The 25,423-nt window shown below is 62.9% G+C and carries 31 protein-coding genes; 18 read left to right on the top strand and 13 right to left on the bottom strand.

Annotation, left to right across the window (positions count from 1 at the left end):
* Position 1 precedes the first annotated feature (1 nt).
* The 3 genes from pcaH to AB4Y71_RS12455 form a co-directional block, all read right to left on the bottom strand.
* On the bottom strand, positions 2 to 850 hold the full coding sequence (gene pcaH / locus AB4Y71_RS12465; protein ID WP_441720761.1) for a protocatechuate 3,4-dioxygenase subunit beta: 849 nt from the start codon (positions 848 to 850) through the stop codon (positions 2 to 4).
* A gap of 40 nt (positions 851 to 890) precedes the next feature.
* On the bottom strand, positions 891 to 2,087 hold the full coding sequence (locus tag AB4Y71_RS12460; protein ID WP_441720759.1) for a 4-hydroxybenzoate 3-monooxygenase: 1,197 nt from the start codon (positions 2,085 to 2,087) through the stop codon (positions 891 to 893).
* A gap of 218 nt (positions 2,088 to 2,305) precedes the next feature.
* Entirely contained in the window at positions 2,306 to 3,052 is a 747-nt protein-coding gene (locus AB4Y71_RS12455) for an IclR family transcriptional regulator (RefSeq protein WP_441720757.1), read from the bottom strand.
* Between the two features lie 248 nt (positions 3,053 to 3,300).
* On the opposite strand from AB4Y71_RS12455, the gene AB4Y71_RS12450 reads away from it, so the two are divergent.
* The 5 genes from AB4Y71_RS12450 (at position 3,301) to AB4Y71_RS12430 (ending at position 7,566) form a co-directional block, all read left to right on the top strand.
* The gene (locus AB4Y71_RS12450; protein WP_441720755.1) at positions 3,301 to 3,969 is read left to right on the top strand and encodes a DUF6318 family protein; all 669 of its coding nucleotides are present in this window, start codon (positions 3,301 to 3,303) and stop codon (positions 3,967 to 3,969) included.
* A gap of 175 nt (positions 3,970 to 4,144) precedes the next feature.
* Complete coding sequence (locus AB4Y71_RS12445; RefSeq protein ID WP_441720753.1) at positions 4,145 to 5,356, top strand: thiolase family protein; 1,212 nt, start codon at positions 4,145 to 4,147, stop codon at positions 5,354 to 5,356.
* A gap of 19 nt (positions 5,357 to 5,375) precedes the next feature.
* Positions 5,376 to 6,047: a 3-oxoacid CoA-transferase subunit A gene (locus AB4Y71_RS12440; RefSeq protein ID WP_105658563.1), complete on the top strand. Its 672-nt coding sequence runs from the start codon at positions 5,376 to 5,378 to the stop codon at positions 6,045 to 6,047.
* A complete protein-coding gene (locus AB4Y71_RS12435; RefSeq protein WP_105658562.1) occupies positions 6,047 to 6,703 on the top strand; it encodes a 3-oxoacid CoA-transferase subunit B in 657 nt (218 codons plus the stop codon). The genes AB4Y71_RS12440 and AB4Y71_RS12435 overlap by 1 nt, the downstream gene beginning before the upstream one ends.
* Before the next feature lie 80 nt (positions 6,704 to 6,783).
* Positions 6,784 to 7,566, top strand: coding sequence for an IclR family transcriptional regulator domain-containing protein (locus AB4Y71_RS12430; protein WP_441720749.1), 783 nt, complete (start codon positions 6,784 to 6,786; stop codon positions 7,564 to 7,566).
* Between the two features lie 88 nt (positions 7,567 to 7,654).
* Here the strand turns inward: AB4Y71_RS12430 and AB4Y71_RS12425 are convergent, their stop codons facing one another.
* Positions 7,655 to 8,047 (bottom strand): VOC family protein, encoded by a 393-nt coding sequence (locus AB4Y71_RS12425; RefSeq protein WP_102598610.1) that lies wholly within the window; start codon positions 8,045 to 8,047, stop codon positions 7,655 to 7,657.
* 94 nt (positions 8,048 to 8,141) lie between these two features.
* Positions 8,142 to 9,023: a lipase family alpha/beta hydrolase gene (locus tag AB4Y71_RS12420; protein ID WP_441720747.1), complete on the bottom strand. Its 882-nt coding sequence runs from the start codon at positions 9,021 to 9,023 to the stop codon at positions 8,142 to 8,144.
* 469 nt (positions 9,024 to 9,492) lie between these two features.
* Here AB4Y71_RS12420 and AB4Y71_RS12415 point away from each other — a divergent pair, with 469 nt between their 5' ends.
* The 3 genes from AB4Y71_RS12415 to AB4Y71_RS12405 all read left to right on the top strand — a co-directional run bounded on the left by AB4Y71_RS12415 (position 9,493) and on the right by AB4Y71_RS12405 (position 11,578).
* Complete coding sequence (locus AB4Y71_RS12415; protein ID WP_441720745.1) at positions 9,493 to 10,143, top strand: alpha/beta hydrolase; 651 nt, start codon at positions 9,493 to 9,495, stop codon at positions 10,141 to 10,143.
* Positions 10,140 to 11,174 (top strand): LLM class flavin-dependent oxidoreductase, encoded by a 1,035-nt coding sequence (locus tag AB4Y71_RS12410; RefSeq protein ID WP_441720743.1) that lies wholly within the window; start codon positions 10,140 to 10,142, stop codon positions 11,172 to 11,174. Before AB4Y71_RS12415 ends, AB4Y71_RS12410 begins: the two co-directional genes overlap by 4 nt.
* A 101-nt stretch (positions 11,175 to 11,275) precedes the next feature.
* Positions 11,276 to 11,578 (top strand): hypothetical protein, encoded by a 303-nt coding sequence (locus AB4Y71_RS12405; protein WP_441720741.1) that lies wholly within the window; start codon positions 11,276 to 11,278, stop codon positions 11,576 to 11,578.
* Positions 11,579 to 11,599: 21 nt separating this feature from the next.
* Here the strand turns inward: AB4Y71_RS12405 and AB4Y71_RS12400 are convergent, their stop codons facing one another.
* Entirely contained in the window at positions 11,600 to 12,706 is a 1,107-nt protein-coding gene (locus tag AB4Y71_RS12400; RefSeq protein ID WP_441720740.1) for a hypothetical protein, read from the bottom strand.
* 72 nt (positions 12,707 to 12,778) lie between these two features.
* Here AB4Y71_RS12400 and AB4Y71_RS12395 point away from each other — a divergent pair, with 72 nt between their 5' ends.
* Positions 12,779 to 13,210, top strand: coding sequence for a MarR family winged helix-turn-helix transcriptional regulator (locus tag AB4Y71_RS12395; protein ID WP_013347837.1), 432 nt, complete (start codon positions 12,779 to 12,781; stop codon positions 13,208 to 13,210).
* Between the two features lie 24 nt (positions 13,211 to 13,234).
* On the opposite strand, the gene AB4Y71_RS12390 is transcribed toward AB4Y71_RS12395, so the two are convergent.
* The 5 genes from AB4Y71_RS12390 to AB4Y71_RS12370 are packed head-to-tail and all read right to left on the bottom strand — an operon-like array spanning position 13,235 to position 15,920.
* Positions 13,235 to 13,444 carry a DUF1653 domain-containing protein gene (locus tag AB4Y71_RS12390; RefSeq protein WP_013347838.1) on the bottom strand — a complete coding sequence of 70 codons (210 nt, stop codon included), beginning with the start codon at positions 13,442 to 13,444 and terminating at the stop codon, positions 13,235 to 13,237.
* Between the two features lie 38 nt (positions 13,445 to 13,482).
* Entirely contained in the window at positions 13,483 to 13,974 is a 492-nt protein-coding gene (locus AB4Y71_RS12385) for a MogA/MoaB family molybdenum cofactor biosynthesis protein (RefSeq protein WP_441720739.1), read from the bottom strand.
* On the bottom strand, positions 13,964 to 14,440 hold the full coding sequence (moaC, locus tag AB4Y71_RS12380; protein WP_441720737.1) for a cyclic pyranopterin monophosphate synthase MoaC: 477 nt from the start codon (positions 14,438 to 14,440) through the stop codon (positions 13,964 to 13,966). The genes AB4Y71_RS12385 and moaC overlap by 11 nt, the downstream gene beginning before the upstream one ends.
* The gene (locus tag AB4Y71_RS12375) at positions 14,433 to 15,665 is read right to left on the bottom strand and encodes a molybdopterin molybdotransferase MoeA (RefSeq protein WP_441720735.1); all 1,233 of its coding nucleotides are present in this window, start codon (positions 15,663 to 15,665) and stop codon (positions 14,433 to 14,435) included. Before AB4Y71_RS12375 ends, moaC begins: the two co-directional genes overlap by 8 nt.
* Before the next feature lie 3 nt (positions 15,666 to 15,668).
* Positions 15,669 to 15,920 (bottom strand): MoaD/ThiS family protein, encoded by a 252-nt coding sequence (locus AB4Y71_RS12370; RefSeq protein WP_441720733.1) that lies wholly within the window; start codon positions 15,918 to 15,920, stop codon positions 15,669 to 15,671.
* A gap of 37 nt (positions 15,921 to 15,957) precedes the next feature.
* Here AB4Y71_RS12370 and AB4Y71_RS12365 point away from each other — a divergent pair, with 37 nt between their 5' ends.
* The 3 genes from AB4Y71_RS12365 to AB4Y71_RS12355 are packed head-to-tail and all read left to right on the top strand — an operon-like array spanning position 15,958 to position 18,008.
* A complete protein-coding gene (locus AB4Y71_RS12365; protein ID WP_441720731.1) occupies positions 15,958 to 17,139 on the top strand; it encodes a ThiF family adenylyltransferase in 1,182 nt (393 codons plus the stop codon).
* Positions 17,136 to 17,543 carry a molybdenum cofactor biosynthesis protein MoaE gene (locus tag AB4Y71_RS12360; RefSeq protein WP_013347844.1) on the top strand — a complete coding sequence of 136 codons (408 nt, stop codon included), beginning with the start codon at positions 17,136 to 17,138 and terminating at the stop codon, positions 17,541 to 17,543. The genes AB4Y71_RS12365 and AB4Y71_RS12360 overlap by 4 nt, the downstream gene beginning before the upstream one ends.
* Before the next feature lie 48 nt (positions 17,544 to 17,591).
* Entirely contained in the window at positions 17,592 to 18,008 is a 417-nt protein-coding gene (locus AB4Y71_RS12355; RefSeq protein WP_441720729.1) for a hypothetical protein, read from the top strand.
* A gap of 132 nt (positions 18,009 to 18,140) precedes the next feature.
* Here the strand turns inward: AB4Y71_RS12355 and AB4Y71_RS12350 are convergent, their stop codons facing one another.
* A complete protein-coding gene (locus AB4Y71_RS12350) occupies positions 18,141 to 19,097 on the bottom strand; it encodes a helix-turn-helix transcriptional regulator (RefSeq protein ID WP_441720727.1) in 957 nt (318 codons plus the stop codon).
* Positions 19,098 to 19,201: 104 nt separating this feature from the next.
* Here AB4Y71_RS12350 and AB4Y71_RS12345 point away from each other — a divergent pair, with 104 nt between their 5' ends.
* Complete coding sequence (locus AB4Y71_RS12345) at positions 19,202 to 19,750, top strand: DinB family protein (protein ID WP_441720725.1); 549 nt, start codon at positions 19,202 to 19,204, stop codon at positions 19,748 to 19,750.
* On the opposite strand, the gene moaA is transcribed toward AB4Y71_RS12345, so the two are convergent.
* The gene (gene moaA / locus AB4Y71_RS12340; RefSeq protein WP_013347848.1) at positions 19,747 to 20,787 is read right to left on the bottom strand and encodes a GTP 3',8-cyclase MoaA; all 1,041 of its coding nucleotides are present in this window, start codon (positions 20,785 to 20,787) and stop codon (positions 19,747 to 19,749) included. The two genes, AB4Y71_RS12345 and moaA, sit on opposite strands and share 4 nt — an antisense overlap.
* Positions 20,788 to 20,919: 132 nt before the next feature.
* Here moaA and modA point away from each other — a divergent pair, with 132 nt between their 5' ends.
* From modA to AB4Y71_RS12315, 5 genes are read left to right on the top strand one after another with little or no spacing between them, the layout of a single operon-like run.
* Entirely contained in the window at positions 20,920 to 21,690 is a 771-nt protein-coding gene (gene modA, locus AB4Y71_RS12335; RefSeq protein WP_441720723.1) for a molybdate ABC transporter substrate-binding protein, read from the top strand.
* Positions 21,683 to 22,489 (top strand): ABC transporter permease, encoded by an 807-nt coding sequence (locus tag AB4Y71_RS12330; RefSeq protein WP_441720721.1) that lies wholly within the window; start codon positions 21,683 to 21,685, stop codon positions 22,487 to 22,489. The genes modA and AB4Y71_RS12330 overlap by 8 nt, the downstream gene beginning before the upstream one ends.
* Positions 22,486 to 23,238 (top strand): ATP-binding cassette domain-containing protein, encoded by a 753-nt coding sequence (locus tag AB4Y71_RS12325; RefSeq protein WP_441720720.1) that lies wholly within the window; start codon positions 22,486 to 22,488, stop codon positions 23,236 to 23,238. Before AB4Y71_RS12330 ends, AB4Y71_RS12325 begins: the two co-directional genes overlap by 4 nt.
* Complete coding sequence (locus tag AB4Y71_RS12320) at positions 23,235 to 24,482, top strand: molybdopterin molybdotransferase MoeA (protein WP_441720718.1); 1,248 nt, start codon at positions 23,235 to 23,237, stop codon at positions 24,480 to 24,482. The genes AB4Y71_RS12325 and AB4Y71_RS12320 overlap by 4 nt, the downstream gene beginning before the upstream one ends.
* Positions 24,479 to 25,357 (top strand): NTP transferase domain-containing protein, encoded by an 879-nt coding sequence (locus AB4Y71_RS12315; RefSeq protein ID WP_441720717.1) that lies wholly within the window; start codon positions 24,479 to 24,481, stop codon positions 25,355 to 25,357. The genes AB4Y71_RS12320 and AB4Y71_RS12315 overlap by 4 nt, the downstream gene beginning before the upstream one ends.
* The last annotated feature ends 66 nt before the right edge of the window (positions 25,358 to 25,423 follow it).

The raw sequence follows: 25,423 nt of genomic DNA, 5'->3' as shown, positions 1-25,423 counted from the left end.
GTTAGTGATCTCCCTCTTCATCTTCCATCCAGGTGCGGTTCGAGCCGGTGAGCACGATGTCCCAGTTATATCCGGTGGCCCATTCGTGGCTGGTGATCGAGTGGTCGTAGGTGGCGACCAGGCGGTCGCGGGCATCCGCGTCGGTGATCGACTGGTAGATCGGATCCAGAGCGAACAAGGGATCGCCCGGGAAGTACATCTGGGTGATCATGCGCTGGGTGAAGTCGGTGCCGAACAGCGAGAAATGGATATGAGCCGGACGCCAGGCGTTGTGGTGGTTCTTCCACGGATACGGTGCCGGCTTGATGGTGGTGAAGGAGTACTCGCCGTTCGGCCCGGTGATCGCCCGGCCTACGCCGGTAAAGTTCGGGTCAATCGGAGCCGGATGCTGGTCGCGCTTGTGGATGTAGCGCCCGGCGGCGTTGGCCTGCCAGATTTCCACCAGCTGCCCGGCCACCGGGCGGCCATCGCCATCGAGCACGCGGCCGGCCACCACGATGCGCTCGCCGATTGGTTCGCCGTTGTGCTGGATGGTCAGATCCGATTCCAACGCGTGCACATCGCGCTGGCCGAAGGCCGGCGAGTAGAGCTCGATGGTTTCCGGATCCACATGGTGCAGGTTCTTGGTGGGGTGGCGCAGCAGCGAGGAGCGGTAGGGCGCGAAGTCTACGCGCGGCTGGATCTCGGCTTTCTTGCCGGCCAGGACTTCTTGCCGGTAGGCCTCGTGGATGCCGGTGATTTCACCGCTGATTTCCTCCTGGCTGGCGGTGGTGGCTGCCGGATCAAGAGTGTGGGAATTCTCGAAGGACTCGGCTCCGGTGCCGTCCTTCTGTGTGGTTTCGGTGCTCATTGCAGGCTCCTTGCAAAGGGTTGGAGAGGTCAATAGAAGATCAGGAGTGCGGCCAGCCGGTGTAGGATTCGGCCAGGTACTGCTGGCCGAACCGCGAGGAGGTGACCGTTTCCAGCTCGCCCAGGGCGCGCTTGGCCATGAACGGGTCCCCGCCTACCGGGGTGTGCAGCATGGAGGTCATCCAGTAGGAGAAGTTCTGCGCCTTCCAGACCCGCTTCAACGCAAGGTCCGAGTAGCCGTCCAGCAGCTGTTCGCTGCCGGTGGAGAAGTAGGAGTCCAGAGCCTCGAAGAGCACCTTCACATCGGCGAAGGCCAGGTTCAGCCCCTTGGCGCCGGTGGGCGGGACGGTGTGCCCGGCATCGCCGATCAGGAACAGGCGCCCGTGGGAGAGCGGTTCGCGCACGAAGGAGCGGAAGCCCAGGACGGTCTTGTCGAAGATCTCCCCGGTTTTCAGCTGGAAGTTATCTGGCCCGTCCACGCGCTTTTGCAGCTCGGCCCAGATGCGGTCATCGCTCCAGGCGTTCACGTCTTCGTTCGGGTCGCATTGGAAGTACATGCGCTGCACGGTTTCGCTGCGCTGGGAGATCAGCGCGAAGCCGTGTGGCGAATTCGCGTAGATCAGCTCCGGGGCGGATTTCGGTGCCTCGGTGAGGATTCCGAACCAGGCGAAGGGGTAGGCGACCTTGAAGTCCTTGCGCAGCGTTTCGGGCATCTGGCGGCGGGCGAAGGAGCGCGAGCCGTCGGCGCCGACGATGACATCCGCGTGCACCTCGAAGAGGTTGCCCTGCGCATCGGTGAAGCGGAACTTCGGGGTGGAGGTCTCCATGTCCAGGATCTCGGTGACTTCGCAGGAGTACCGCACGTCGCCCTGGTCGCGTTGGCGTGCCGCGGCCAGGTCGACGAAGACCTCGTTCTGCGCGTACAGGGTGACGGTGGCGTCGACCAGATCGCGGAAGTCCAGCGGGTGGGATTCGCCGTTGAAGCGCAGGTCGATGCCGGCGTGCTCGTCGCCGTGGGTCAGGACCCGTCCATCCACGCCGGACTCGGTGAGCATCTTGACCGCTTGGGCTTCGAGGATTCCGGCACGGTGGGTGTTGCGGATAGCCTCGTGGTCGCGCATTTCCACGACGATGTTCTCGATGCCGGTTTTGGCCAGCAGATGCGAGAGCATGAGCCCGGCTGGGCCGCCGCCGATGATGCCGACCTTGGTCTTGAGGATGCGCGGATTCTGAACCATGGGACCCTGCCTTGCTGTCGTCTGGACCAGAAGCCGAGCGCCCGGCTGCGTTGCCGGACCGATGCATGTGGTCTAAGGAAGTAAGAAGAACTTCCATCAGGATGCGGTGCATGCGACCCGGCAGACAGGCGCATTCTCAATGAATGAGAATAAATGGTTGCGTATCTATGCCGCACCGGTCAAGCGCAACAAGGTGCTGGCCTTGCAATTTCTGGTCGCTAGATGTTGTCGAGGCGCAGTGCGCGAGCGATGCCCCGGGCTGCGGTGCGTAGCGCCAGGGCTGCGGACTGCAGTGTTCCAGAGTCGCGGGGGACAACCACCGAGATTACGGCAACCTGATAGCCTGCCTCGTCGAGGATCGGGGCGGCGGCACCGGTGGTTTCCGGGTCGATGAATCCGTCGAACGAGGCGAATCCGTTGCGCCGGATTTCCGCCATTTCTGCGCGGAGTTCAGGATGGGTGGCGGTCATCAGTTCGTGATGGCGTTCCAGGAACCCGTGAATGGTTTCCGGCCGTGAAAAGGCCAAAAGTGCCATGCCCATCGAGGTTCGGTGCACAGGCATGCGTCCGGCGACATTCGCCTGATTGACAACGGAGCCGGGCCGCGAGAGTCGCTCGATGATCAGCACCTCATCCTGGTGCAGTACCGAGAGCTGGGTGTTTTGCCCCAGCAGCTGGTTGATGTCCTCCATGAACGGCAATGCCGCGGTGCGAAGGTCCTGGGTGGCAGCGCTTCGATTGGCTAATTCCCAAAGTCGCAAACCCAGCCGCACCTGGCCAGAACCGTCTCGCGCCAGCAAGTCATGGGATACCAGTTCATCGAGCAGCCGGTACATGGTTGCTTTGGGGATGTCGGCATGCCGGGCCAGGCTGCTGACGCTGAGCGACTGATTGTTGAGATCAAAAGAATTCAGAATCCGAACCAAGCGGTCCAGCATAGAGTCCCCACTGGGCGAATTGGCCATGGAACTATTTTAGGGCAGTGGATGCTTCGCTTCTCCTGCATCCAGGTGAGCGGCTCTGCGCTTTAGTGCAGGCAGGGTTCGCTATCGCGCCGAATTTCCCTTGTTCATCCAGAGTTAACGTGGGATTTTTCCAGCGATTCTCATTGAAAAGAGTAGCCAAAATGTTATTTGAATAGTGGTCGTATTATCGAAATGCTTGATGTAATGTCGTTTTCGAATGCGGAAAAAACTCCAAGAAGGCGGCGGCAATGGTTCGAAATCATCAAGTAAAGCTTGCAGCTTTGATGGCTGCATTGACGCTGGCAGCCAGCGGTTGCGTCAGTGCATCCCAGGGAGGGGCCGGTGATCCTTCTGCTGGCACCGTGTCGCCCACGCCGAGCTCCCCGGAGCAAGATGCCAAAGTTCCGCAGCGCCCGGCGGTCCTCAGCGAGAAATCCGAGGAAGGGCTACAAGGTGCCATGGAGTACTGGGTGCAGCTGCTGAACTATGCGGTGGCGAGCGGTGACACCGCCGCACTCAAGGGCTTCTCGGCAGCGGACTGCACCTTGTGCCAGGAGCTAATCGCCCAGACCGACCAGGCCTATGCCAATGGCGGAAGCATTGACGAAGGCGAATTCAGGGTTATTGAAACCATGAGCACCCTGGGCAAGTATCAAGCATCGCCGGGCGAGCCCAAGGTTGTGTTTGCCAGCTTTGGAATAGAGCGAGCCGTTGGCCAAGTCCTCGGTGCAGATGGAAAGGCGACCAGCGAAATTGAGCCGGTTTCCTGCATGGATTTTGAAGAAAATTGGGATGAGATCGCTTATGACGAGGATGGAAACTTCATTGGATCCATTTGCTCGCTAGCTGTGCAGGATCCGGCGTTCGACGAGTCTTCCGGATGGCAGCCGCTGAATGTCGCGGTTAACGCGCAATAGCAATATTCGCCTTGGAGAGTGCCCTGGCTGCTTCGGCAGCCGGGGCATTTTTGTTCGGGGAACCGGGTGGACCGCAACAGAAATCTATTGAAGCTACGGACATCAGCTGCTAAAGTTCATTCTACGAACATAAGTTCACGATGTGAACAGACCGCAGCGATGGAGCAGTGAGACGATGCAGCAGGCCTACCTATACGACGCAATCCGCACCCCCTTCGGCAAGATCGGCGGCGCGCTGTCCAGCCACCGCCCCGATGACCTGGCCGCCCACGTGGTGCGCGAGCTGGTCGCCCGGGTGCCGCAGCTGGATGTCGCGGATATCGACGAGTCGATCTTCGGCAACGCCAACGGCGCCGGCGAGGAAAACCGCAATGTGGCCCGCATGGCCACCCTGCTCGCCGGGTTGCCGACCTCGCTGCCGGGCACCACGATGAACCGCCTGTGCGGCTCCTCGCTGGATGCCTCGATCGCGGCTTCCCGCCAGATCGCCACCGGCGACGCGGACCTGGTCCTGGTTGGCGGCGTCGAATCGATGAGCCGTGCTCCATGGGTGCTTCCCAAGACCGAGCGTCCTTTCCCGATGAGCAATCTGGAACTGGCCAACACCACCCTGGGCTGGCGCCTGGTCAACCCGGCCATGCCGGGGGAATGGACGGTATCTCTGGGCGAGGCAACCGAGCAGCTGCGCGAGAAGCACGGCATCTCCCGCGAAGACCAGGATGAATTCTCCGCGGCATCGCACCAGCAGGCCGCGGCCGCCTGGGAAGCCGGAAAGTACGACAACTTGGTAGTTCCGGTTCCGCCGGCGAACAAGCGCGGCACCGAAGTCACCCGCGACGAAACCATCCGTGCCGATTCCACTGCCCAGACCCTCTCCAAGCTGCGCACCGTGTTCCGCACCGGGGAGAATGCCACGGTGACCGCTGGCAACGCCTCGCCGATGAGCGACGGCGCCTCGGCGGCCTTCATCGGTTCCGAGCGCGGCGGCGAATTGCTGGGCGCCGATCCGATCGCCCGCATCGTCTCCAACGGCGCTGCCGCGCTGGATCCGCAGTTCTTCGGCTTCGCCCCGGTGGAAGCCGCCAACAAGGCTCTGGCCAAGGCCGGCCTGAAGTGGTCGGATATCGCCGCGGTCGAGCTGAACGAGGCATTCGCGGCCCAGTCCCTGGCCTGCATCCGGGCCTGGGATATCGACCCGGCCATCGTCAATGCCTGGGGCGGGGCCATCTCCATCGGCCACCCGCTGGGAGCCTCGGGCCTGCGCATCCTGGGCACCGTCGCCCGCCGCCTGGCAGAATCCGGCGAGCGCTACGGGCTCGCCGCGATCTGCATCGGCGTCGGCCAGGGCCTGGCTGTCGTCGTCGAAAACGTGAACGCAACCAAGTAGCTTATAGAAAGGCAGCATCATGGCACCACGCATTGCCACCTCGGCCGCGGACGCCGTCGCCGAGATCACCGACGGCGCCACCGTCCTGATCGGCGGCTTCGGCAACGCCGGCCAGCCGATGGAACTGATCGACGCGCTCCTGGACTGCGGCGCGAAGGACCTGACGGTCGTGAACAACAACGCCGGGCAGGCCGACGCCGGCCTGGCCCTGCTGATCAAGGAACGCCGGGTCAAGAAGATCATCTGCTCCTTCCCGCGCCAGTCCGACTCCTGGCACTTCGATGAGGCCTACCGGGCCGGGGAAATCGAGCTGGAGCTGGTTCCGCAGGGCAACCTGGCCGAGCGCATCCGCGCCGCCGGCGCCGGCATCGGCGGGTTCTTCACCCCCACCGGCTACGGCACGCTGCTGGCCGAGGGCAAGGAAACCCGCGTGATCGATGGCAAGGGCTATGTGCTGGAAACCCCGATCCACGCCGATTTCGCGCTGATCAAGGCACTGAAGGCCGACACGCTGGGCAACCTGGTGTACCGCAAGACCGCGCGGAACTTCGGCCCGATCATGGCCACCGCGGCCAAGTCGGCCATCGTGCAGGTGGACGAGGTCGTCCAGGCCGGTTCCATCGATCCGGAAAACGTCATCACCCCGGGCATCTTCGTGGATACCGTGGTGGAACTGGGAGGGGAAAAGTAATGAGCGCAATGACCACCACCGAAGCAAAGCTCACCCGCGATGAAATGGCGCAGCTCGTTGCCGCGGACATCCCGGCCGGAGCATTCGTGAACCTGGGAATCGGCCAGCCGACCAACGTCTCGAACTACCTCACCAAGGAACAGGGCGTCACCCTGCACACCGAGAACGGCATGCTGGGCATGGGCCCGGTGGCCACCGGCGAGGACATCGACCCGGATCTGATCAATGCAGGCAAGATCCCGGTCACGCAGCTGCCCGGGGCCTCCTTCTTCCACCACGCGGATTCCTTCGCGATGATGCGCGGCGGCCACCTGGATGTATGCGTGCTCGGCGCCTTCCAGATCTCCAAGGATGGCGATTTGGCCAACTGGCACACCGGTGCCGAAGGCGCCATTCCTGCCGTGGGCGGCGCCATGGACCTGGCTATCGGCGCCAAGGCGACCTGGGTGATGATGAGCTTGTTCACCAAGGCCGGGGAATCCAAGCTGGTTGAAACGCTGAGCTATCCGGTCACCGGGCTGGGCTGCGTCTCGCGGATCTACACCGAAGTGGCCGTCTTCGAGCTGCGTGATGCCAAGGTCTTCGTGCGCTCCACCCATGGCATCAGCTTCGAGGAGCTGGCCGCCAAGGTCCCGGTGGAACTGACCCAGGCCTAGAAGACCCAGTAGATTAGTGGGGTGCGCATCCGAGTCCCGGAAGTGCACCCCGCAATCATTTCCAGCGCGCAAGGAGCACGGTGAGCGAGCAGGCAGCAACAACCACATCGGTCCAGTCCCTGGCCCGCGGCTTGGCGGTCATCAGCAGCTTCGATGCCGATCACGCGTCAATGACCCTCTCCGAGGTCGCCGCACGCACTGCCCTGTCCCGGGCCACCGCCCGGCGGTTCCTGTTGACCCTGGTGGAGCTGGGCTATGTGCGCACCGACGGCAAGCATTTCGAGCTGACCAGCAAGGTCCTGCAGCTGGGGTACTCGTACCTGTCCAGCGCCACCTTGCCGCAGCTGATCGAACCGGTGCTTGAGGAACTCTCGGCTGCTGTGCATGAATCGGCCTCCGCTTCCATCCTGGACGGATCGCAGATCGTCTACATCGCCCGGGTGCATACCCGTTCGATCATGCGCGTGGGCATTTCGGTGGGCACCCGCTTCCCGGCGGCCAACACTTCCATGGGCCGGGTGTTGCTGGCCTACCAGCCAGCTGAGATCCAGCAGGCCGTGCTGTCCGAAGGCGTGCATTCGATGACCGGGCTGGGCATCGATGACCCGGCGGAATTGCGCGAAGAACTAGCCAGGATCCACGGCCAGGGCTACGCCGTGGTGGACCAGGAATTGGAGATCGGCCTGCGCTCGGTGGCGGTGCCGGTATTCAGCGCCGATGGCACCGTGGTCGCCGCGATGAACGTGTCGATGAGCGTGCGCCCCGATACTACGCAGAGCGCCGAACAGGCAGCCGAGGTGGTTTTGCCGCAGCTGCTCGAAGCTGCCGCGCAGGTACGCGAAGCCCTCGCCGCCAGCCGCTAGTACCCGCCGGGGTCAGGCGGTGGCCGGATCCCATTCGATGCCAGCACACGTGGTGATCGCGGCGAGCCGCGCAGGCCAGCACCAGTTGCTAGGGCTCGCGCACGTCCCGGCGGATCGGGTGCCCTTCAGGTACCTGCACCAGCACGATTCTGGTGCCGTCGGGATCCTGGATCCATGCTTCCATCAGGCCCCAGTCCTCCTTGCGCGCCTCGCGCTGCACCGTCGCACCGCGGGCCGTCAACTGTTCCAGCTCTGCCTGCACGTCGCGCACCTGCAGCCACAGCACCAGCGTGGACGGCTTCCCTGGCGGCCGGTGCCCGGAGACTTCTAGCAGGCCATTGCCCAGGAAGAACACCATTCCCGGCTGCTGTGCCGGACCGAATTCCCGGGCAACGGCTAGTTGCAGCACATCTCGATAGAACTGCTGGGTTGCGGCCAGGTCAATTGGCCGCAGCAGCACCCTGCTGGAAAGTACGTCCATGCCCACCAATCTAGTAGCTGGCTGGCGCTCTGCCTAGGTGCGAGCCAGGCGCATCCCGGCATCGGCGCGGACGCCGGGATGCGCCGATTCCCGCTTACAGGTAGCAGGAAGGGCGGTAGCCCGGATCGGCCGGACCATCCGTGGACAGGGCGTTGAGCACCCAGCGGTGGACGACTGGATCAACTGCCACGCCGGCGTGCCCCGAGACGTCCAGTGGGCACTTGTCCTGGAGCAGCACGTTGGTCACCTGTGCGCTATTTCCCTGGAGGAACTGGGACTTGTAGGGCATGACGACCTCGTCGTACTTGGTGGCAATCACCGTATAGTCCGGGCCAGCGACGGTGTCGCCGATGGAATTCAGCTCGGTCATGAACTCGCTGCCCGCCACCTGGTCGGCGCAGGCATCGCAAATCCAGCCAGCATAGTTACCGGCAATCTTGACTCCGGTGGCGCTCGGCACCAGGATGCCCTGGGTGCCGTGGCTGGACGGGGCGATCGCCACCAAATCGTTGACGTGCTTCGCACCGCCCATGTGGCCCATGTACCAGCGAGGCATCATTCCGCCCTGGCTGTGCCCGACAATATCCACTTTATTGGCGCCGGTGGCCTTGCGGACGCGGTCAATGAAGTCGCGCAGTTCGGCTGCCGAGTCGGGGACATGGGCCGCACCCGAGATGCCGTTTTCAAATCCGTAGTTCAGTGCGAAAACGCAATAGCCGTTGCGCTTGAGTTTGGAGGACAGGGAGATCCAGTTGACGTCCATGGTGGCAAAGGTTCCGTGGACGAGGACTACGGGATAGGGGTGTTCTGCATCGGGTGCGCAATCCCAATCGTTGGCCCCGGATGGGCTGATGTTCAGGGACGAAACTGTTTCGGCTCGTGCGGTGCTTCCCGTGCTCGGCGCGATGGCCGGGGCGGTGAGCATTGCAGCGGCCAGGCACAGTGCGCCCAGAACGGAAAATATGCGTCGTTGCATGGTGGTCCTTCGAGTAAAAGGTGGGAGCCAATTGCTACTGGCCGGTAGTAACACGAAATGATCACAGCAATTTTGATCGCTGTCTAGGGTTTTCTGGCGGCAAAGTTTTGCGTGAGGTGGGATGAGATCCCTCCGGATTCCTCGATATCGCCATCGGAAATCCTCAAGCCTTCGCAATTGGATGCAGCCTGTTTTGCGCCGGGATTATCGGGTTTGACCAGCTGGCTTCCGATGGTGCCTTTTCGTGATCCAAGCGACGAGAACTAGGTATGGGTGCGATTCGCTTCAGGAATTCCGTGCAGGTGCGACGCGGGGCAATGTGATGGGTTGGTGCAAAGAAATTTACTTGTACCTTCAATCAAATACAGTATGCTTGGGGTATTGGACCTTGTTCCGGAGCGCCGCCGCGAAGGCTGCGATCCCACCACCGGGCACCGCCCGCAATCAACTTTTGAGGAGTTGGCCTGCCATGAGCAACTTGTTGAGCGATGTGCGTTCGGACAATTGGAGCAGTACCCCGGAATCCGGCGCCGTGCTGGTGTTCCTGCATGGCTTCGGCTCCAATGAGCACGACCTGGGCTCGCTGGCCGAACCGCTGGGATTGGATCTGCCCTGGGCGTCGCTGCGCGCTCCGCTGGAATTGGGCCATGGCGGGGCCGCCTGGTTCCAGATCACCACTCCGGGCGATCCCGACGCGGCGCCGGTGCAAGCGGCAACCGCGGCGATCTGGGCCTGGATCGATGCAAATGTAGACACCGCCACCAAGATCATTCCAATCGGTTTCTCACAGGGCGGGTTGATGGCCAGCCAGCTGCTGCGCACCCGGCCCGAGCGGGTGCTGGCCACCACGATCCTGGGCGGATTCGTCTTAGGTGGCACCCAGCCAGCCGATGAAATCATCGCCGCGCAGCGTCCAACTGTGTTCTGGGGCCGTGGCACCGAAGACCGGGTCATTGCCCCGGTCGCCATTGAACGCACCGCCAAGTTCCTGCCCGAGCATTCGACCCTGACCGCCCGCACCTACCCGGGGTTGGCCCACGGCATCAACATGGATGAGCTGACCGACGTGCGCAGCCACATCGCCGCGCAGCTGGACGCCCTGACGGCAAGCAAGGCATGAGCAAGCGCGCACCCTTTGAAATCGGGATCTTCACCTTCGGGGAGCTGACCAAGGATGCCGACGGCCGACCCATCGATGTCGCCACCCGGGTGCGAGACATCCTGCAATGGGCACGGGTCGCCGATGAAGCCGGGCTGGATGTCTTCGGCGTGGGTGAGCACCACCGCGAGGACTTCGCCGTGTCCGCGCCGCCCGTTGTGCTCGCCGCCGCCGCGGCGCAGACCAAGAACATCAAGCTGACCAGCACCGTCACGGTGCTCTCCTCCGCGGACCCGGTGCGGGTCTTCGAAGATTTCTCCACCCTGGACCTGGTCAGCGGCGGACGAGCCGAAATCACTGCCGGCCGCGGAGCCTACCTGGAATCCTTCCCGCTCTTCGGCCAGTCGCTGGACCGCTACGACGAGTATTTCGAAGAGAAGCTGGATCTGCTGCTGAAGATCCGCGAGGAGAACCCGGTCACCTGGAGTGGGCGCACTCGTGCAGCACTGGATGGCGCCGGGGTGTGGCCGCGTCCAATCCAAGATGAGCTGCCTATCTGGGCGGCGGTGGGCGGGACCCCGGCCTCGGCAGTGCGCGCCGGAAAACTGGGTTTGCCGCTGTATCTGGCGATTCTCGGTGCGCCCGAGCGTTTCGGGCCGCTGGCCCAGCTCTACCGCGGTGCCGCCCAGCAAGCCGGACGGGAGCCCGGCCGGATCGGGATTACCTCCCACTTCTATGTCGAGGAAACCTCGCAAGGGGCTCGTGATAACTTCTACCCGCATTACAGCTCGTACATCGGGCAGAATATGCCGCGTACCGGGCAGCTGGATCGCGATTCCTTTGATGTGTGGGCGTCACCGCGCGGAGCGCTCTTTGCTGGCAGCCCGGCCGAAATCGTGGACAAGATTCTCTGGGAGCACGAGATCCTCGGTCATACGCGATTCCTCGCGCAGGTAGGCTTGGGTGGACTCTCGCAGGCGCAGACCTTGCGTTCCATCGAGCTGCTGGCCACCGAGGTCCTGCCGGCCGTGCGCGCCGCATTGGGTCAATAGCGGCGGCAGCACGACGCCCCGGGCTGTCGGCACTTTGCGCTTAAAGCCCGTTATTGCGTGGTTGCCGGGCAACACCGTGGTGCAGCAGCTAGCCTTGGGGTATGCGTACAGTTGACCAGTGCCTGCTCGGGATCCGCCAAGCTATCTCGCAACTGCGCGAGGCGGCCGCAGTCGACGGCGATTCGCAGCGGGCGATTGTGGCGCAGTCGCTTGATGAGCTGTTCGGGCAGGTCGCGAATCGCAAGCAACTGCGTGCGGCGGCCAAGCGGGCGATGAGGCTCTACCAAGGCGGCATGGGATCATTCCAGGACGTCGGCACTCAGGTGATGGGCGAAGCGGTAGACGGATTGTGGCATGCGCTGTCCAGATCGCGTTCGTGGCTGCTGGTTAGCAAGAGCGGCTGACCGCATCGGTTCGCCGGCCAACTAGGCTGCGACAGCCTCCTCGACATCCTTGATCGAGGCATTCTCGTTCGCTACGCGGGTTCTGCGCACGCTCCACGCGTGGGTCAGGATGACCAGCAGGATGCCGGGGACCAGCCAGAGGATTAGCCGCAGGATGTCCATGCCGATGGACTGCTCGGGGAAGTAGACCAGGGTCTGCACCGCGTGCAGCCACCCGGCGCCGTTCCAGAAGGTATTCAGCGCACCGTAGAATCCGGGCTGCATTTGGGGCTGGAAGATGCCGCCGGAACTGGTGAAGTTCAGTGCGACGAAGCACAAGGTCAGCGCCGGGGTGGTCCAGTAGCGCAGCAGCGGATGCAAGCCCAGGCCCAACAGGGTGATGCCGGCGGCGTAAACCCAGGAGATCAGCCAAATGCCCGCGTAGTGATCCTCGATGATCCGGTAGACCGGGCCCGCGACCAGCACTGCGATCGTGGCAACCACCGCGGCGGCAACCGCTGCCATGGCGAAGCGCACGGGCAGCTTGACCTTGCCCATGAACCCGGCCAGCGGCACGGCGCTGGCGTAGCCGCCAATGCTCAAGGCGACCAGCAGGAAGAACAGTCCCTGCCCGGTGGTGTCCTGCTCGCCGGTGGGCACGACATCTTCGATGCGCAATGGCTGGCCCTGTTCGTAGGCCACGTCCGAGAAGATTTTCTGGGCGATATTCGCCGAAGTTTCCGACGCGGCGCTGGAGCTGTAAAGCGTTGCCGTGCCGCCGCTGGTTTCGTAGGCGGCCACGAGCTCGCGCTGCTCGACCAGTTCCCGTGCCTGGTCCGCATCGGCGACGGTGCGCACGTTCAATGCCCCCTCGGACCCATCCTGCAGGGTCTGGGCGAAAACCTTGGCCTTCGCGGAATCGCCCACCACTGCCACCTGCACGTTGTGCGGACTGGGTGCGTGGAAGGCCCCCAAGTAGAACAATCCCATGATTGCGCACAGGAAGAACGGGATCAGCATGGTCAGGACCAGCTTTCCCCAGCCCAGCGGTGTCGGCTTGGATGCGGGGGACTTCTTTGCGGCCGGGTTGACGGCATGCTTAGAAGCGGGGGATTGGCGCGGGGCGTTGTCGGTGAGAGTCATCAGCATTAAAGAATACTCCTAATGTTGCATCATGCAACATTAGGAGTCCGGCAAAGCCCTGCGTACTAGACTCGGAACATGGGCAAGGAACAGCGGGAAGCCGACATCCAATCGATCTTCCACCATATGCAAATGATTACCCGACGTGCCAATACGCGCTCCCGCCAGCTGGCCGAGCCGCTGACACTCGTGGAGCATTCGCTGCTGCGCTTCATTGCCGATACTCCCGGAACCCGGGCCACCGACATTGCCGAGGCGTTCTCGCTGAACCGCTCGACAGTCTCCCGGCAGGTCGGCACTCTGCTGGATTTAGGATATATCGCCTATGACGATGCGGAATCCGGGCGCGGCCGCGTATTGGAACTGACTGAGGTGGGCCGGGAGCGGCTTCAGGCTTCCGCCGCAGTGCACCGCGCTGCGGTAACCGATCGTCTAGATGGCTGGAGCGAAGAGCAGATATCGGCCTTTGCCGAAGCCTTGGAACGCTATAACGTTGCCGACTCGCAGTAGGCGCAGGAAAATCTGCAACTTGCCCTAGGCAATCCTGGCGAAACGCGGGCCGTTGTAGCCATCGCGCTCAACGTGTTCTGCAAACATCTCCAGCGGCCGAGCCCAGAAGCTGTAGTCATCGTAGAGCTTGCGGTAGAAGACCAGCGGCTCCTCGGTCTCGCTGTGCTTTCCCACGGCCAGCACCTCGTAGCGCTGTCCCTTGAAGTGCTGGTAAATTCCGGGTTCGATGCTCAACCTGGTGGCCTTTCTGATCAATCGTGATTCTAGAAAACTTATCGCGGGCCGTGCCCAGTGCCGCCGCTGCGCTGGACCAGCAGGTGCTCCAGAATCGGATCCAGGACGGCCAGCCCGTCTTTCACCCCGCCGGTGGACCCGGGCAACGTGATGACGAAGCTGCTGCCGGCGAATCCTGCAACCCCGCGGGTAATGATGGACAGCGCGGTGGAGGCTTCTCCTCGCCGGCGGATGGCCTCGATGATTCCGGGCAGCTGGACATCCAGCAGCGGGGCAACCATTTCGGGGGACTGGTCATCCGGTGAGACCCCGGTCCCGCCGGTCACGATCACGACCTGCGCGTCGTTGGCCAGCAGGTCATCCACGGCAAAACGCACCGGCTGTCCGTCGGCCACCACCATCGGCTCGCCGGTCTCGAAGCCGCGCTCGGACAGCCACCGGGTGATCAGCGGACCGGTCTTGTCTTCGGCGGTGCCTGCTGCGGCGCTGGTCGAAGCAACCACCACGGCCGCCGTGCGGCTAGTCTCCACGAACCCAGTCACCGCTCTTGCCTCCGGACTTGGCCAATACCTTCACCGAGCGGACCTCGGCGTGCTTGTCCACGGCCTTGACCATGTCGTAGAGGGTCAAGGCGGCAACGCTGGCCGCGGTCAAAGCTTCCATTTCCACCCCGGTGACCCCCTTGGTGGTCACCTGGGCGGTGACGCGCACCGCGGATTCCTCGGCGGTGAAATCTATGGACACCTTGGAAATCGGCAGCGGGTGGCACAGCGGAATCAGTTCCCAGGTGCGCTTGGCCGCCATGATGCCAGCGACCCGTGCGGTGCCCAACGCCTCGCCCTTGGGCAGGTCTCCGGTCATCAGCATCGGGACAACATCCGGGCGAGTAGCGAAGATGGCTTCGGCGGTGGCCACGCGCTTGGTGACGGCCTTGTCGCTGACATCGACCATGTGGGCGCTGCCGTCTTCGCGCAGGTGGGTGAGTTCCTCAGACATTCATGCTCCAAGTTTCAATGCTTTGGCCGGCAGTCAGCTGGCTGACGCCTACCGGGATATGCACCAGCGCGTCGGCGCGGGCCAGGTCGTGGACCAGGTGGGATCCCGGATCCAGGATGGTGACCTGGCCATCGCAGATCAGCGCTCGGCGCACCTGGTGCTTATGCTCGGGGGAACTGGCATCGGCTGCCAGCGGGTAGTACCGGGACAAGGGCTCCGGCAGCCCATTCAATCCTCGCAGCAGCGGGGCGAGAAACAGTTCTGCCGATAGCAGGGCACTGACCGGGTTGCCGGGGAAGCACAGTACCGCTGCCTTGGCCAGTCGGGCGAAACCTTGCGGGCCGCCGGGCTGGATGGCCACATGATGGAAAACCCCGCCTAGCGGCGACAGTGCTTGGCGGACCACCTCATAGGCTCCAGCGCTGATGCCGCCCACGGTTACGATCAGGTCAACCTGTTCCTGCAAGGCATCGATGGCCAGGGCGAAGCGCTGCGGATCATCGGGCAGCTGCAAGGTGCGCACCTGCACCTGGTAGCGGCGCAGCCAGGCTGCGAGCATGGGGGAATTCGAGTCCGGGATCTGGCCCTGGGAACGCTGCCCATCGCTGAGCTCGTCCCCGGTAGTGCACACGGCCACCTTCAAGGCCCGGCGCACCGGTACTTCGCGCAGCCCGCTGGAAACCAGTGCGGCAATCATGGTCGGGGTCAGCCGGGTTCCGGCCTTGGCCACCAAAGCGCCGGTTTCGAGATCAACACCGGCGGGGCGGATGAAGCGGCCCACGGCGCTGGGGGCCGAGAATTCCGCGTGGCCGCTGGGGGTGCCAACGCCGGCACGAACCAATTCCGGGAAAGCGCCAGAGCCGCTGTCCTCGATGGGGATGACAGTGTCAGCACCCAGCGGGATCATCGCACCTGTCATCACCGGACTGACCGTGCCTTCAGCCAAGGGTATTTGCCGGTCGCCGGCGGCAGCCGTGAAACCCAACGGCAAAGAGATGGGGGAGCGGAGCGAGGCTGCTGCCAGATCCGCGCTGCGTGCAGCGTAGCCATCCATCTGCGAATTGGTGAACGCAGGGATGGGCAAAAAGGCGTACTGGTCCTCGCCGAGGATTCGATCGCTGGCCTCAGGGCTATCGATGGGCAGCACTTCGCTGTCCAGGCAGGCGAAGACCGGGGACAGCAGCTCTTCAAGTTCCGCGCGATGGCTTTCCAGGGTGCAGGACATGGACTATCCGCCTGCGAACGGCGGCAGGACGTCCACGGTCAGATCGTCGGCCGTGCCCAGCTCGCCGGCATCGCGGCGTACCACGCCGTTGATCAGGAAACTTCCGGCGCGCAAAACCTGGGCCATTTCAGGTCCGTAGGAATTGATCAGTTCGCTACGCAGCCTGGCGAGTGTATCGGGGCGTTCCCAGCTCTCCTGCTCGCAGCCCGCTGCTGCCGCCGCGGCAGCGAAGTAGCGTATCGTAATCTTCGACATGACTTCATGCTATCGCGTCTAGGCGATAAGGAGCACGATGAAAAGCAAACGCGATTTTCCCGCGCTTGTGGCCCCCGGGCCGCCACTGAGCGGGGAACAGACTGCACGCGCTGCACGCCAACTCTCGTTGCCCGGATTTGATGACACCGCGCAGCGCCGGCTGGCTGCCGCCCGGGTACTGGTTATCGGGGCGGGCGGACTAGGCAGCGCCAGCGTCCCGTATCTGGTCGGAGCAGGGGTAGGCACCATCGGCATCGTGGATGATGACGTGGTGGAGCTATCCAACCTGCACCGCCAGGTCACGCATACCACCGCTAATATCGGCCTGGCCAAGACCGCTTCCTTGGCGCAGGCCGCCACGGCGCTGGACCCCAATGTGGAAATCATCGAGCATAACCTGCGCCTGGATTCATCGAACGCACTAGAGATCTTTGCGAATTATGACTTGGTGATCGATGGCAGCGACAACTTCCCGACCCGATACCTGTCCAATGACGCCGCGCAGCTTTCGGGCATCCCGCTGATCTGGGGATCGATCCTGCAGCATCATGGACAAGTTTCCGTGGCCTGGCATGAGCACGGCCCGGGTTACCGCGACCTGTTTCCGGTCCCGCCTGCCCCAGGCACCGTGCCGGATTGCGCGGCCGGGGGAGTATTGCCCGGATTGTGCGGAACCGTCGGTTCGCTGCTGGCTACTGAAGCCTTGAAGCTGATCGCCGGAATCGGCACCCCGCTGGTGGGCAAGGTACTGATCTATGATGCGCTGGCCGCCAGCACCCGCACCCTGGAATACTCGCGCGACCCGCAAGCACCGGAAATCAGTGAACTGATCGATTACGTGCTCTTCTGCTCGGGAACACTGCCTGAGGCTGAGGGGATTGATGCCGAGTCGCTCGCCGAATTGCTGGCCGGAACTGACGCGCCAGTCTTGTTGGATGTGCGCAATGATGACGAACACGCACAACAGCACATCACCGGTTCCTTGCACCTTCCACTGCCTGAATTGGAGGCCGCCATCGAATCCGGTACCGAGCTGAAACAGATCCCAGCACAGGTGACGGTCTACTGCGCCCGTGGTCCGCGTTCACAACGCGCAGCCTCCTTGCTCGCCAGTCGAGGCATTAAAACCAACTATCTTGAAGGCGGGCTTCCCGCATTGGCCGCAGTGGAACCGCAGCTACTGGCCAAACCCGCAACAACCGAAGGAAACCGCTCATGAGCTACGCGCTGATCACCGAAGAACCTATCGATGAGGCCGCAGTCCGCGCTGCCGTGCAGTCCGACACTGCCGGCGCGCTGGTGATGTTCCACGGAATCATTCGTAATCACGATGGTGGCCAGTCGGTGAATTCCCTGGACTACTCGCATCACCCGCAAGCGCAGGAATTCCTGGAGAAGATCATCGCCGAGGAGGAAGAGCGCACCGGCCTGAAGGTCTCGGCTGTGCACCGCGTGGGTCCGCTGAAGATTGGTGATGCCGCGTTGGTGGCTGCCTCTGCAGCCGCGCACCGCAAAGAAGCCTTCGAAGCCATTGAGAACCTAGTGGAACGCATCAAGGCCGAGGTCCCGATCTGGAAGAAGCAGCACTTCACTTCCGGCAGCTCCGAATGGGTTGGGCTTTAGACCCGGTATTGCCTAAATTATGCAACTAGTGCAAGGCGGGACTTTTCAGTGACTGACTATCGTCTTGGCATAGGGAGCAAGACCGACTCCAGGGAAGTCATTCCGAGAGAAATTCCTCGCAATGAATTCCTGGTATCCAGGCTTCGACAAGAATGTTTGCCGCTTCCGGACACGGATACGGCGATCTTGGCGATGCAACGCACACTGGGACAGCCGACGCAGAAGACTCTATCCAAACAGGACATACGCAAGCTCACTGTTGGCTACGTCCTTGCCTTCCGTGAAGTTGAGCTGGCACGGTCCAGCCAGAACGCAGCAATATCGAATGTTGCCAGCGCGCTCCTCGCCCTCCACTATGAGTCGACAATAGGGAAGTCAGTAGACGACGTCTTGTTAGCGATTCATGCTTATTTTTGGCTCGGCAACATCACCGCAGAAGCCTTGCTGGAATCTTTGGAGCATTAGTTCTGTTTCGGACTCGACGCCCGTTTATCTCGCACTGACCGCTGACTGCATCGACGCGCTGTCGGCGAAGGTCGAGAATGGCGGGATGGGGATCACTTTGAGCAATTACTAGGTCCAGTAGCGAGTCTATTCCTAGCTGGGGTTCTGATAGGCAAGATTGGACGACCAAGAATCGAGCAGCGCGCTTAGTTCCTGCGGTTGCACATCGCTGATTCTTGCCTCACTCATCGCCAGCCCGAACGCAGCCCAGCGCAGATCCATATTCTCGGTGCGCACAAGGCAGCTGTTCGCGTCGATCTGCTTGATCTGGAACCATCGGCCGATGAGTGGCTCCAGCTTTTCGGAGCTTGCGTGAATCCGAGCGCTCACCTCTTGTTGACCGCTGCCGCGCAAGGCTGCACGGACAAACCCCGCGGCATCTCCACCTGGCACTGGACGGGGAGTGAACCGCAATGCTCTTGGCGAAGGGTTCTGTGCGCGGTCCACGCGGAAACTGCGCCAGTCATCGCGGTCCAGATCAAAAGCCACCAGATAGTAGCGGTTTCCCACGTTCACTAGCTGGAGTGGTTCTACGCGGCGCGAGGTTGCTGCGCCCTTGGCATCCTTGTATTCGAAGGCGATTCGTTCATGATCGCGGCAGGCCTGGGCCAAAGCCACCAGTACCGTTGGATCCACTGGATCAGCTGTAGAGGACTGGGAATTGAGCGGGACAGTGCTCGCGGTCAACGCCTGGGCCCGCTTCCGGAGCCTGGCCGGAAGCACTGGAACCACTTTTCCCATGGCCCGCAGCGCTGCCTCGGCCAGAGCGGAGGACCCGCCGTGCACGGTGGACTGCAATGCGACCACCAGCGCCACGGCTTCCTCGTCGTCGAGTACTAGTGGAGGCAGAGCAGTGCCCGAGGCGAGCTGGTAACCACCACCTACTCCGCGATCGGCCTGCACCGGGTAGCCCAAGTCGCGCAGTCGGTCGATGTCCCGGCGAACGGTGCGCAGGCTGACATCAAGACGCTGGGCGAGCTCGTCTCCGGACCAATAGCGATGGGTCTGCAACAGCGAGAGCAAGCGCAAGAATCTGGTGCTGGTACTCATGCAACAAGTCTGCCTTGATTTAGGACAAAAACTGGCACTTTTCACTTCTAGTCTGGTTATTACCAGCTGGAAATACCGGCTGCAGCTTATGCCAGGAGGCAATCATGAGCACCATGGCCAACACCAACACCGCCACCCTGAGGGGGGAACGCGCCGACCTGTTCCAGGCTCTGGCCAACGCGAGGCATTTCCTGCGCTTCACTGCCCAGGGGCTGAATGATGAGCAGGCTTCAAAGCGCACTACGGCCAGCGAGCTGACCCTTGGCGGGTTGATCAAGCACGTGACCGGCGTGGAAGAGCAGTGGCAGGGATTCATCGACAACGGTCGTGCGGCCATGGCCTGGGATGGAGCGGATTTCAGCCAGATGCCGCCCGAGGCGATCGAAGCCTTCCACACCGAATTCCGCATGCAGCCCGGCGAAACCTTGGAGGCGCTGTTGGAAAGCTACACGCAGGTTGCCGACCGCACCGACGCACTGTTGGCCGAGGTGGACCTGGACACCGTGCATGAGCTGCCTTCAGCTCCGTGGTTCGTCGACACGCACTGGTCCGTGCGGCGCACCTTGCTGCACATCATTTCCGAAACCACCCAGCACTCAGGACATGCGGACATCATCCGCGAATCCCTAGACGGACAGAAATCGATGGGCTAGCCGCCGATATAGGACATTTCGATGCGTTTGCGATTGCCCGGGGTCAGCGCTGCGCGCAGCTCCGAGTAATTGTCATCGCGCTTGCGCCAGTGGCCGGTCAACGCCTTCGCCAAGTCCTCATCGCTGATTCCGTCACGCATCAGCTGGCGCAGGTCATAGCCCGAACCGGCAAACAGGCAGGTGTAGAGCTGGCCTTCGGCCGAGACGCGAGCGCGTGAGCAGTTGCCGCAGAAGGCATTGGTGACACTGGAAATCACGCCGATCTCCCCGGCCCCGTCCTTGTAGCGCCAGCGGTTGGCGGTCTCGCCCGGTTCGGTCTTGGTGACTGGTTCCAGCGCCCATCGTTCGTTGATCATGGAGACCACTTCAGCAGATGGGAGCACTTCATCCAGCTTCCAGCCATTGGTGGTGCCGACGTCCATGAATTCAATGAAGCGCAGGATGTTCCCGGTGCCGCGGAAATGCTCGGCCAGCGAAAGGATCTCGCTGTCATTGACCCCGCGCTTGATCACGGTGTTGATCTTCACCGGTCCCAGGCCGACCTCGCGGGCCACCTGGATGGCTTCCAAGACCTTGGAGACAGGGAAATTCACGTCATTGATGGCTTTGAACTTTTCATCATCCAGCGAGTCCAGCGAGATGGTGACGCGGTTCAGGCCGGCTTCTTTGAGGGCAGGTGCGAGCACTGGCAACGCCGAGCCGTTGGTGGTCATTGCCAGGTCAATGCGTTTGCCTTCGGGCGTGCGCAGGTTGGAGAGCATTGCCACCAGATCCACGATGCCGCGGCGCAGCAATGGTTCGCCACCGGTCAGGCGCAGCTTGGTCACGCCAAGAGAAACCGAAATGCGAGCCAGACGCTCAATCTCTTCGAAACTCAGCAGCTCCGAGCGCTCGCGGAATTGGAAGTCACGGCCGAAAATTTCCTTGGGCATGCAGTACACGCACCGGAAATTGCAACGGTCCGTGACCGAAATCCGCAAGTCATGCAGGGGCCGAGAACGGGCATCCAGTATTTCCCCTGCCAATGGAGCTTTCATGCTTCCCAGCTTAACCCGGTTGGGTCCTAGGCGATAGGGAGTCGTCTGAAAACGCAAATCAGTGCGTAAAATAAGCCGGTAGACCTCAGCGCGGTTGTAGCATGGGCTTAAAGCACAATTTCTGGAGAATTCATGCGCGTACGTTGGCCGCTGGCCCTTCGCTGCACGGTGCTAGCCACCGTGGCCGGGTTGTTCCTGACTGGCTGCTCGGCGAGCGGCAACAGCACCGGGGAACCAATCACCATTGCGGCAGCAGCCTCCCTGCAAGGTGCCTTCGAGCAGATCTCCGAAGAATTCACAGCCGAACACCCCGAAGTGCAGATCTCCAGCATCACCTATGACGGCTCTTCTACCCTGGCCACGCAGATCCTCGAAGGCGCCAACGTGGATGTCTTCGCTTCGGCCGATGAACGCAACATGTCAGAGGTAACTGAAGCCGGGTTCGGCCACGAGCCGGTGATCTTTGCCAGCAACACCTTGGTGATCGCCGTGCCGCAGGATAACCCGGCGGATATCGATTCCCTGCAGGACCTTTCACAGGCCACTATGGTGCTGTGCGCACCACAGGTACCCTGCGGCGCGGCTTCGCAGCGATTGCTTGAAGCCAGCGGCGTGCAAGTCACCCCGGCCAGCCAGGAACAGAATGTCACCGCGGTGCTGCAGAAAGTGGCCGCCGGTGAAGCAGATGCCGGGCTGGTCTACGCCACCGACGTACTCGATGACGGGAACGTTGCGGCGATCGTGCCCGATGGGGCAGAAGACATTGTGAACACCTACCCGATCGCAGCACTGGGTGAAAATCCTGGCGCGCAGGCCTTCGTGGATTTCGTGAGCAGCGAGCGCGGCCAGCAGATTCTGGAGAAGCACGGCTTTGGTACCGGGGCCGCGCAGGCTAATGGCTAGCGATACCGGGGTACGGGTTCCAGGCTTCGCCATTGCACCGGCGTTGCTGGGCGTGGCACTGCTGGTGCTTCCGCTGCTCGCACTGATTTCGCGGGCCAGCTGGTCCACGCTGGTGGCCGATGCCACCAGTGAAGAAGCGCTCGCCGCACTGTGGCTGAGTTTGCGCACCGGGGTGGCCGCCACCGTGCTGTGCGTGTTGCTCGGCGTGCCACTGGCGGTATTGATGGCCCGCAGCTCCACCCGCGTAGCCCAGCTATTGCGGGCCTTGATCGCCGTCCCGCTGGTGCTGCCGCCGATGGTAGGCGGCGTCGCACTGCTCTTCCTGTTCGGGCGCACCAGCCCCATTGGCCAGTTCATTGATTCCATGTGGGGGATCTCCCTGCCGTTCTCCACCGCCGCGGTGGTGATTGCACAAAGTTTCGTTGCACTGCCATTCCTCGTGCTCTCCGTCGAAGGCTCCTTGCGTGCCGCTGGCCAAGGCTATGAGCAGGCAGCCGCCACCTTGGGCGCAGGGCGCTGGATGGTGCTCACCCGCATCACCCTGCCGCTGGCCGCCCCGGGCCTGGTCGCCGGCATCATCCTGTGCTTCGCGCGGGCCATCGGCGAGTTCGGCGCCACCGCGCTATTTGCCGGCAATGCGCCGGGTGTCACCCAGACCATGCCGCTGGCCATCTACACCGCATTCAACGGTGCCGGGGCCGGACGAGACTCGGCTGTCGCACTCTCGCTGCTGCTGCTGGCCACCGCAGTTCTGGTGCTGCTGCTGGTGCGTGCCTGGCGCCCGGGAGCACTGAAATGACGCTCAAGGTAAACCTGCAGGTGCCGCGCACCGGATTCGACGTAGACGTTGAATTCGCGGTGCCCGCCGGCAGCACGCTGGCAATGATGGGCCCCAGCGGTTCGGGCAAGTCCACCATCGTCCACGCCATCGCCGGGATCCAGAAGATCACCCGGGGGCGCATCGAACTGTCCGGCACGGTGCTGGCCGATGCGAAGCTGCACCGTCCGCCGCACCTGCGCGAAGTCGGGCTGCTGGGCCAGGACCCGCATCTGTTTCCGCACCTGGACGCCTTGAAGAACATTGCCTTTGGCGCCCGGGCCGGGGGACTGGAGAAGTCCGCGGCCACGGCCGCCGCCAGCGAATGGCTCGCGAGACTGGGACTGGAAGAAACCGCCAGCCACCGGCCCGAGGTACTGTCTGGCGGACAGCGGCAGCGCATCGCCCTGGCGCGCGCCCTGGCCGCCAAGCCGAAGATCCTGCTCATCGACGAACCCTTCGCTTCGCTGGATGTCGAGGCCGCCATGGACATGCGCGCCCTGGTGCGCGAAGAGCTGGCGCGCACCGCAACCAGCGCCATCGTGGTCTCGCATTCGGCCGCCGATACCTTGGCGCTCGCCGATGACCTGCTGGTGCTTGAGCGCGGACAGATCATCCAGCAGGGCACCGTGGCCGAGGTCTTTGCCGCCCCGGCCAATCGCTTTGTGCGCGCCGTGGTGGCCACGCTGCCCGCGCAGCACCCGATAAGCATTCAGGAAGAGCAATCATGAGCACCGGAAATGACCCCATAGAACTTGAAGTGCACCGTTCGCGGCTGCTCTCGCAGGTGGTGCCCGTGGCCCCGCAACGGATTGCGGTGGCCGGCGGTTTCACCGCATTGCATGGTGCAGTGCTGGCCCAGGATGTTGCCTCAGCGCACCCGCTGCCGCTGTGGGACAACTCGGCCATGGATGGCTACGCGGTGCGCTCGGCCGATACCGCAACTGCTCCGGCGGCGCTGGATGTGATCGGTGAAGTGCCGGCTGGAAGCGGCTGGAATCCGGTGCTGGAGGCAGGCCAGTGCGTGAAAATCATGACCGGTGCCCCGATCCCGTCGGATGCTGACGCAGTGGTGCGCATCGAGGACACCTCGGCCGCGGTTGATGGCTGGGATGTGAAGACCGTGCAGGTCAATGTGCAGGTTCCTGCTGGCAAGGACATCCGCCGCAGCGGGGAAGACAAGAATGCCGGGGAACCGATGGCCTACGCCGGCGAGGAACTAACCGCGGCACGGCTCTCAGCCTTGGCCGCAGCCGGATCCAGCACGCTGGAGGTGCGCACCATGCCCAAGGTGGCGGTACTGATCACCGGAGCAGAATTGCGTACTCCCGGCCAAGCGCTGACGCGCGGACAGATCCCGGAAACCAACTCCTTGCTGATGGCGGGGCTGCTGGCAGAATCAGGAATCCAGGCCACTACCGTAGTGCACTGCGTCGATGACATTGAAGCAGTGCGCGAGCAGCTGGCGATCCTTGGCGCCACCCACGATGCCGTGCTCAGTACCGGAGGAGTGGGACCGGGCGCCTATGACGTCATGCGCCAAGCGCTGGAAGCAGAACCTCAAGTGCAGGCGGTGCGGGTGAAGATCCGTCCGGGCCAGCCGCAGTGCGCCGGGCGGCTGGCAGCAGGCGCGATGGTCTTCGCCCTGCCGGGCAACCCGGTCAGCGCCGCGGTGAGCTTCGAGCTGTTCGTGCGACCATGCCTGCGTGCCATGCAGGGCCACCGCGACGTGCTGCGTCCTACCTTGCGAGCAGTGGCCGCGGTAGGTTGGCGCGCCGCCGCTGGACGCGTCCAGGTCATCCCGGTCGTATTCGAACATGGAGAGCAGTTGCGCTGTGCCCCCGCAGTCCAAGCGCAGAGCATTTCCCACTCGGTAGGCGGCTTCGGTGCGGCCCAGGGCTATGCCCTGGTCCCGGCAGGGATCACCCAGGTCAATCCCGGCGATGAGGTCGAAGTCCTGAGGATGGTTCCATGAGTCATTCGAACGCCATCGGCTTCGACGCCCTGGTCCTTGCCGGGGGCCGAGGAACCCGCTTGGGCGGTGCGGGCAAGGCGGAACTGCAATTGCATGGCCAGCGCCTGGTGGACCGTGTGGTGGCAGCGACCCGCAAGGCGGGAGCCGCCCGAGTTATCGTGGTTGGCCCGGATACTGCGGGAACCAAAGCCGACTGGGTAGTGCGTGAAGACCCACCATTTGCCGGTCCCTTGGCGGGCATTGCCGCGGGGTTGAAGGAACTCAGCAGTGAAACCGCGAGCGAATGGACCATGGTCCTGGCCTGCGATTTGCAACGCCCGGTCGCGGTCTCCACCGCATTGACCAAGAACTTCGAGCAGCGGGACACTGATGGCCTGCTGCTGGTTGATGCCCAAGGCCACACCCAATGGCTGGCCGGGATCTACCGCACCGCGGCGTTGGCCTTGGCCTGCGATGAACTTGGCGAGAACCTCGTCAACGCGCCGGTACGGCGCGCATTGAACCAGCTTCACCTGGCACAAGTTCCGGTGGATGATGAAACAAGCAGTGATATCGATACCCCGCAGGCGCTGGAAAGCGTCCGCCGCAACGAAAGGACGCGCATGGCACAGCACCTGCCACCAGAAGCACTGAACGACTGGCTGGAAGCCGCCGCCAAGGAATTGGGCCTGGACTCCGGTGAAGTGGATATTGCCACCGTGCTGGATGCCGCCAAGCATGTGGCTCACGAGGTTGCCCGCCCGGCAGCGCCCTTGAGCACCTTCTTGCTGGGATTGGCCATGGGCAGCGGCAAGGGAGAGCTTGCAGGATTATCCGAGCAGCTGGTTTCACGTGCCCATCGCTGGGCCGACGAGCATCCTGAAGGAACAGCTTAAGCCGCAGATTCCCTTGCTGGAACCCAGACCTCAACCTGTCCTGATCTGCCTATGTTCCTGTGTCCG

The organism is Glutamicibacter sp. MCAF14, assembly GCF_052114325.1.
Classification (GTDB): Bacteria; Actinomycetota; Actinomycetes; order Actinomycetales; family Micrococcaceae; genus Glutamicibacter; species Glutamicibacter arilaitensis.
The sequence above is the reverse complement of the archived record's forward strand: the minus strand, read 5'-3'. Positions and strand labels throughout refer to the sequence as shown.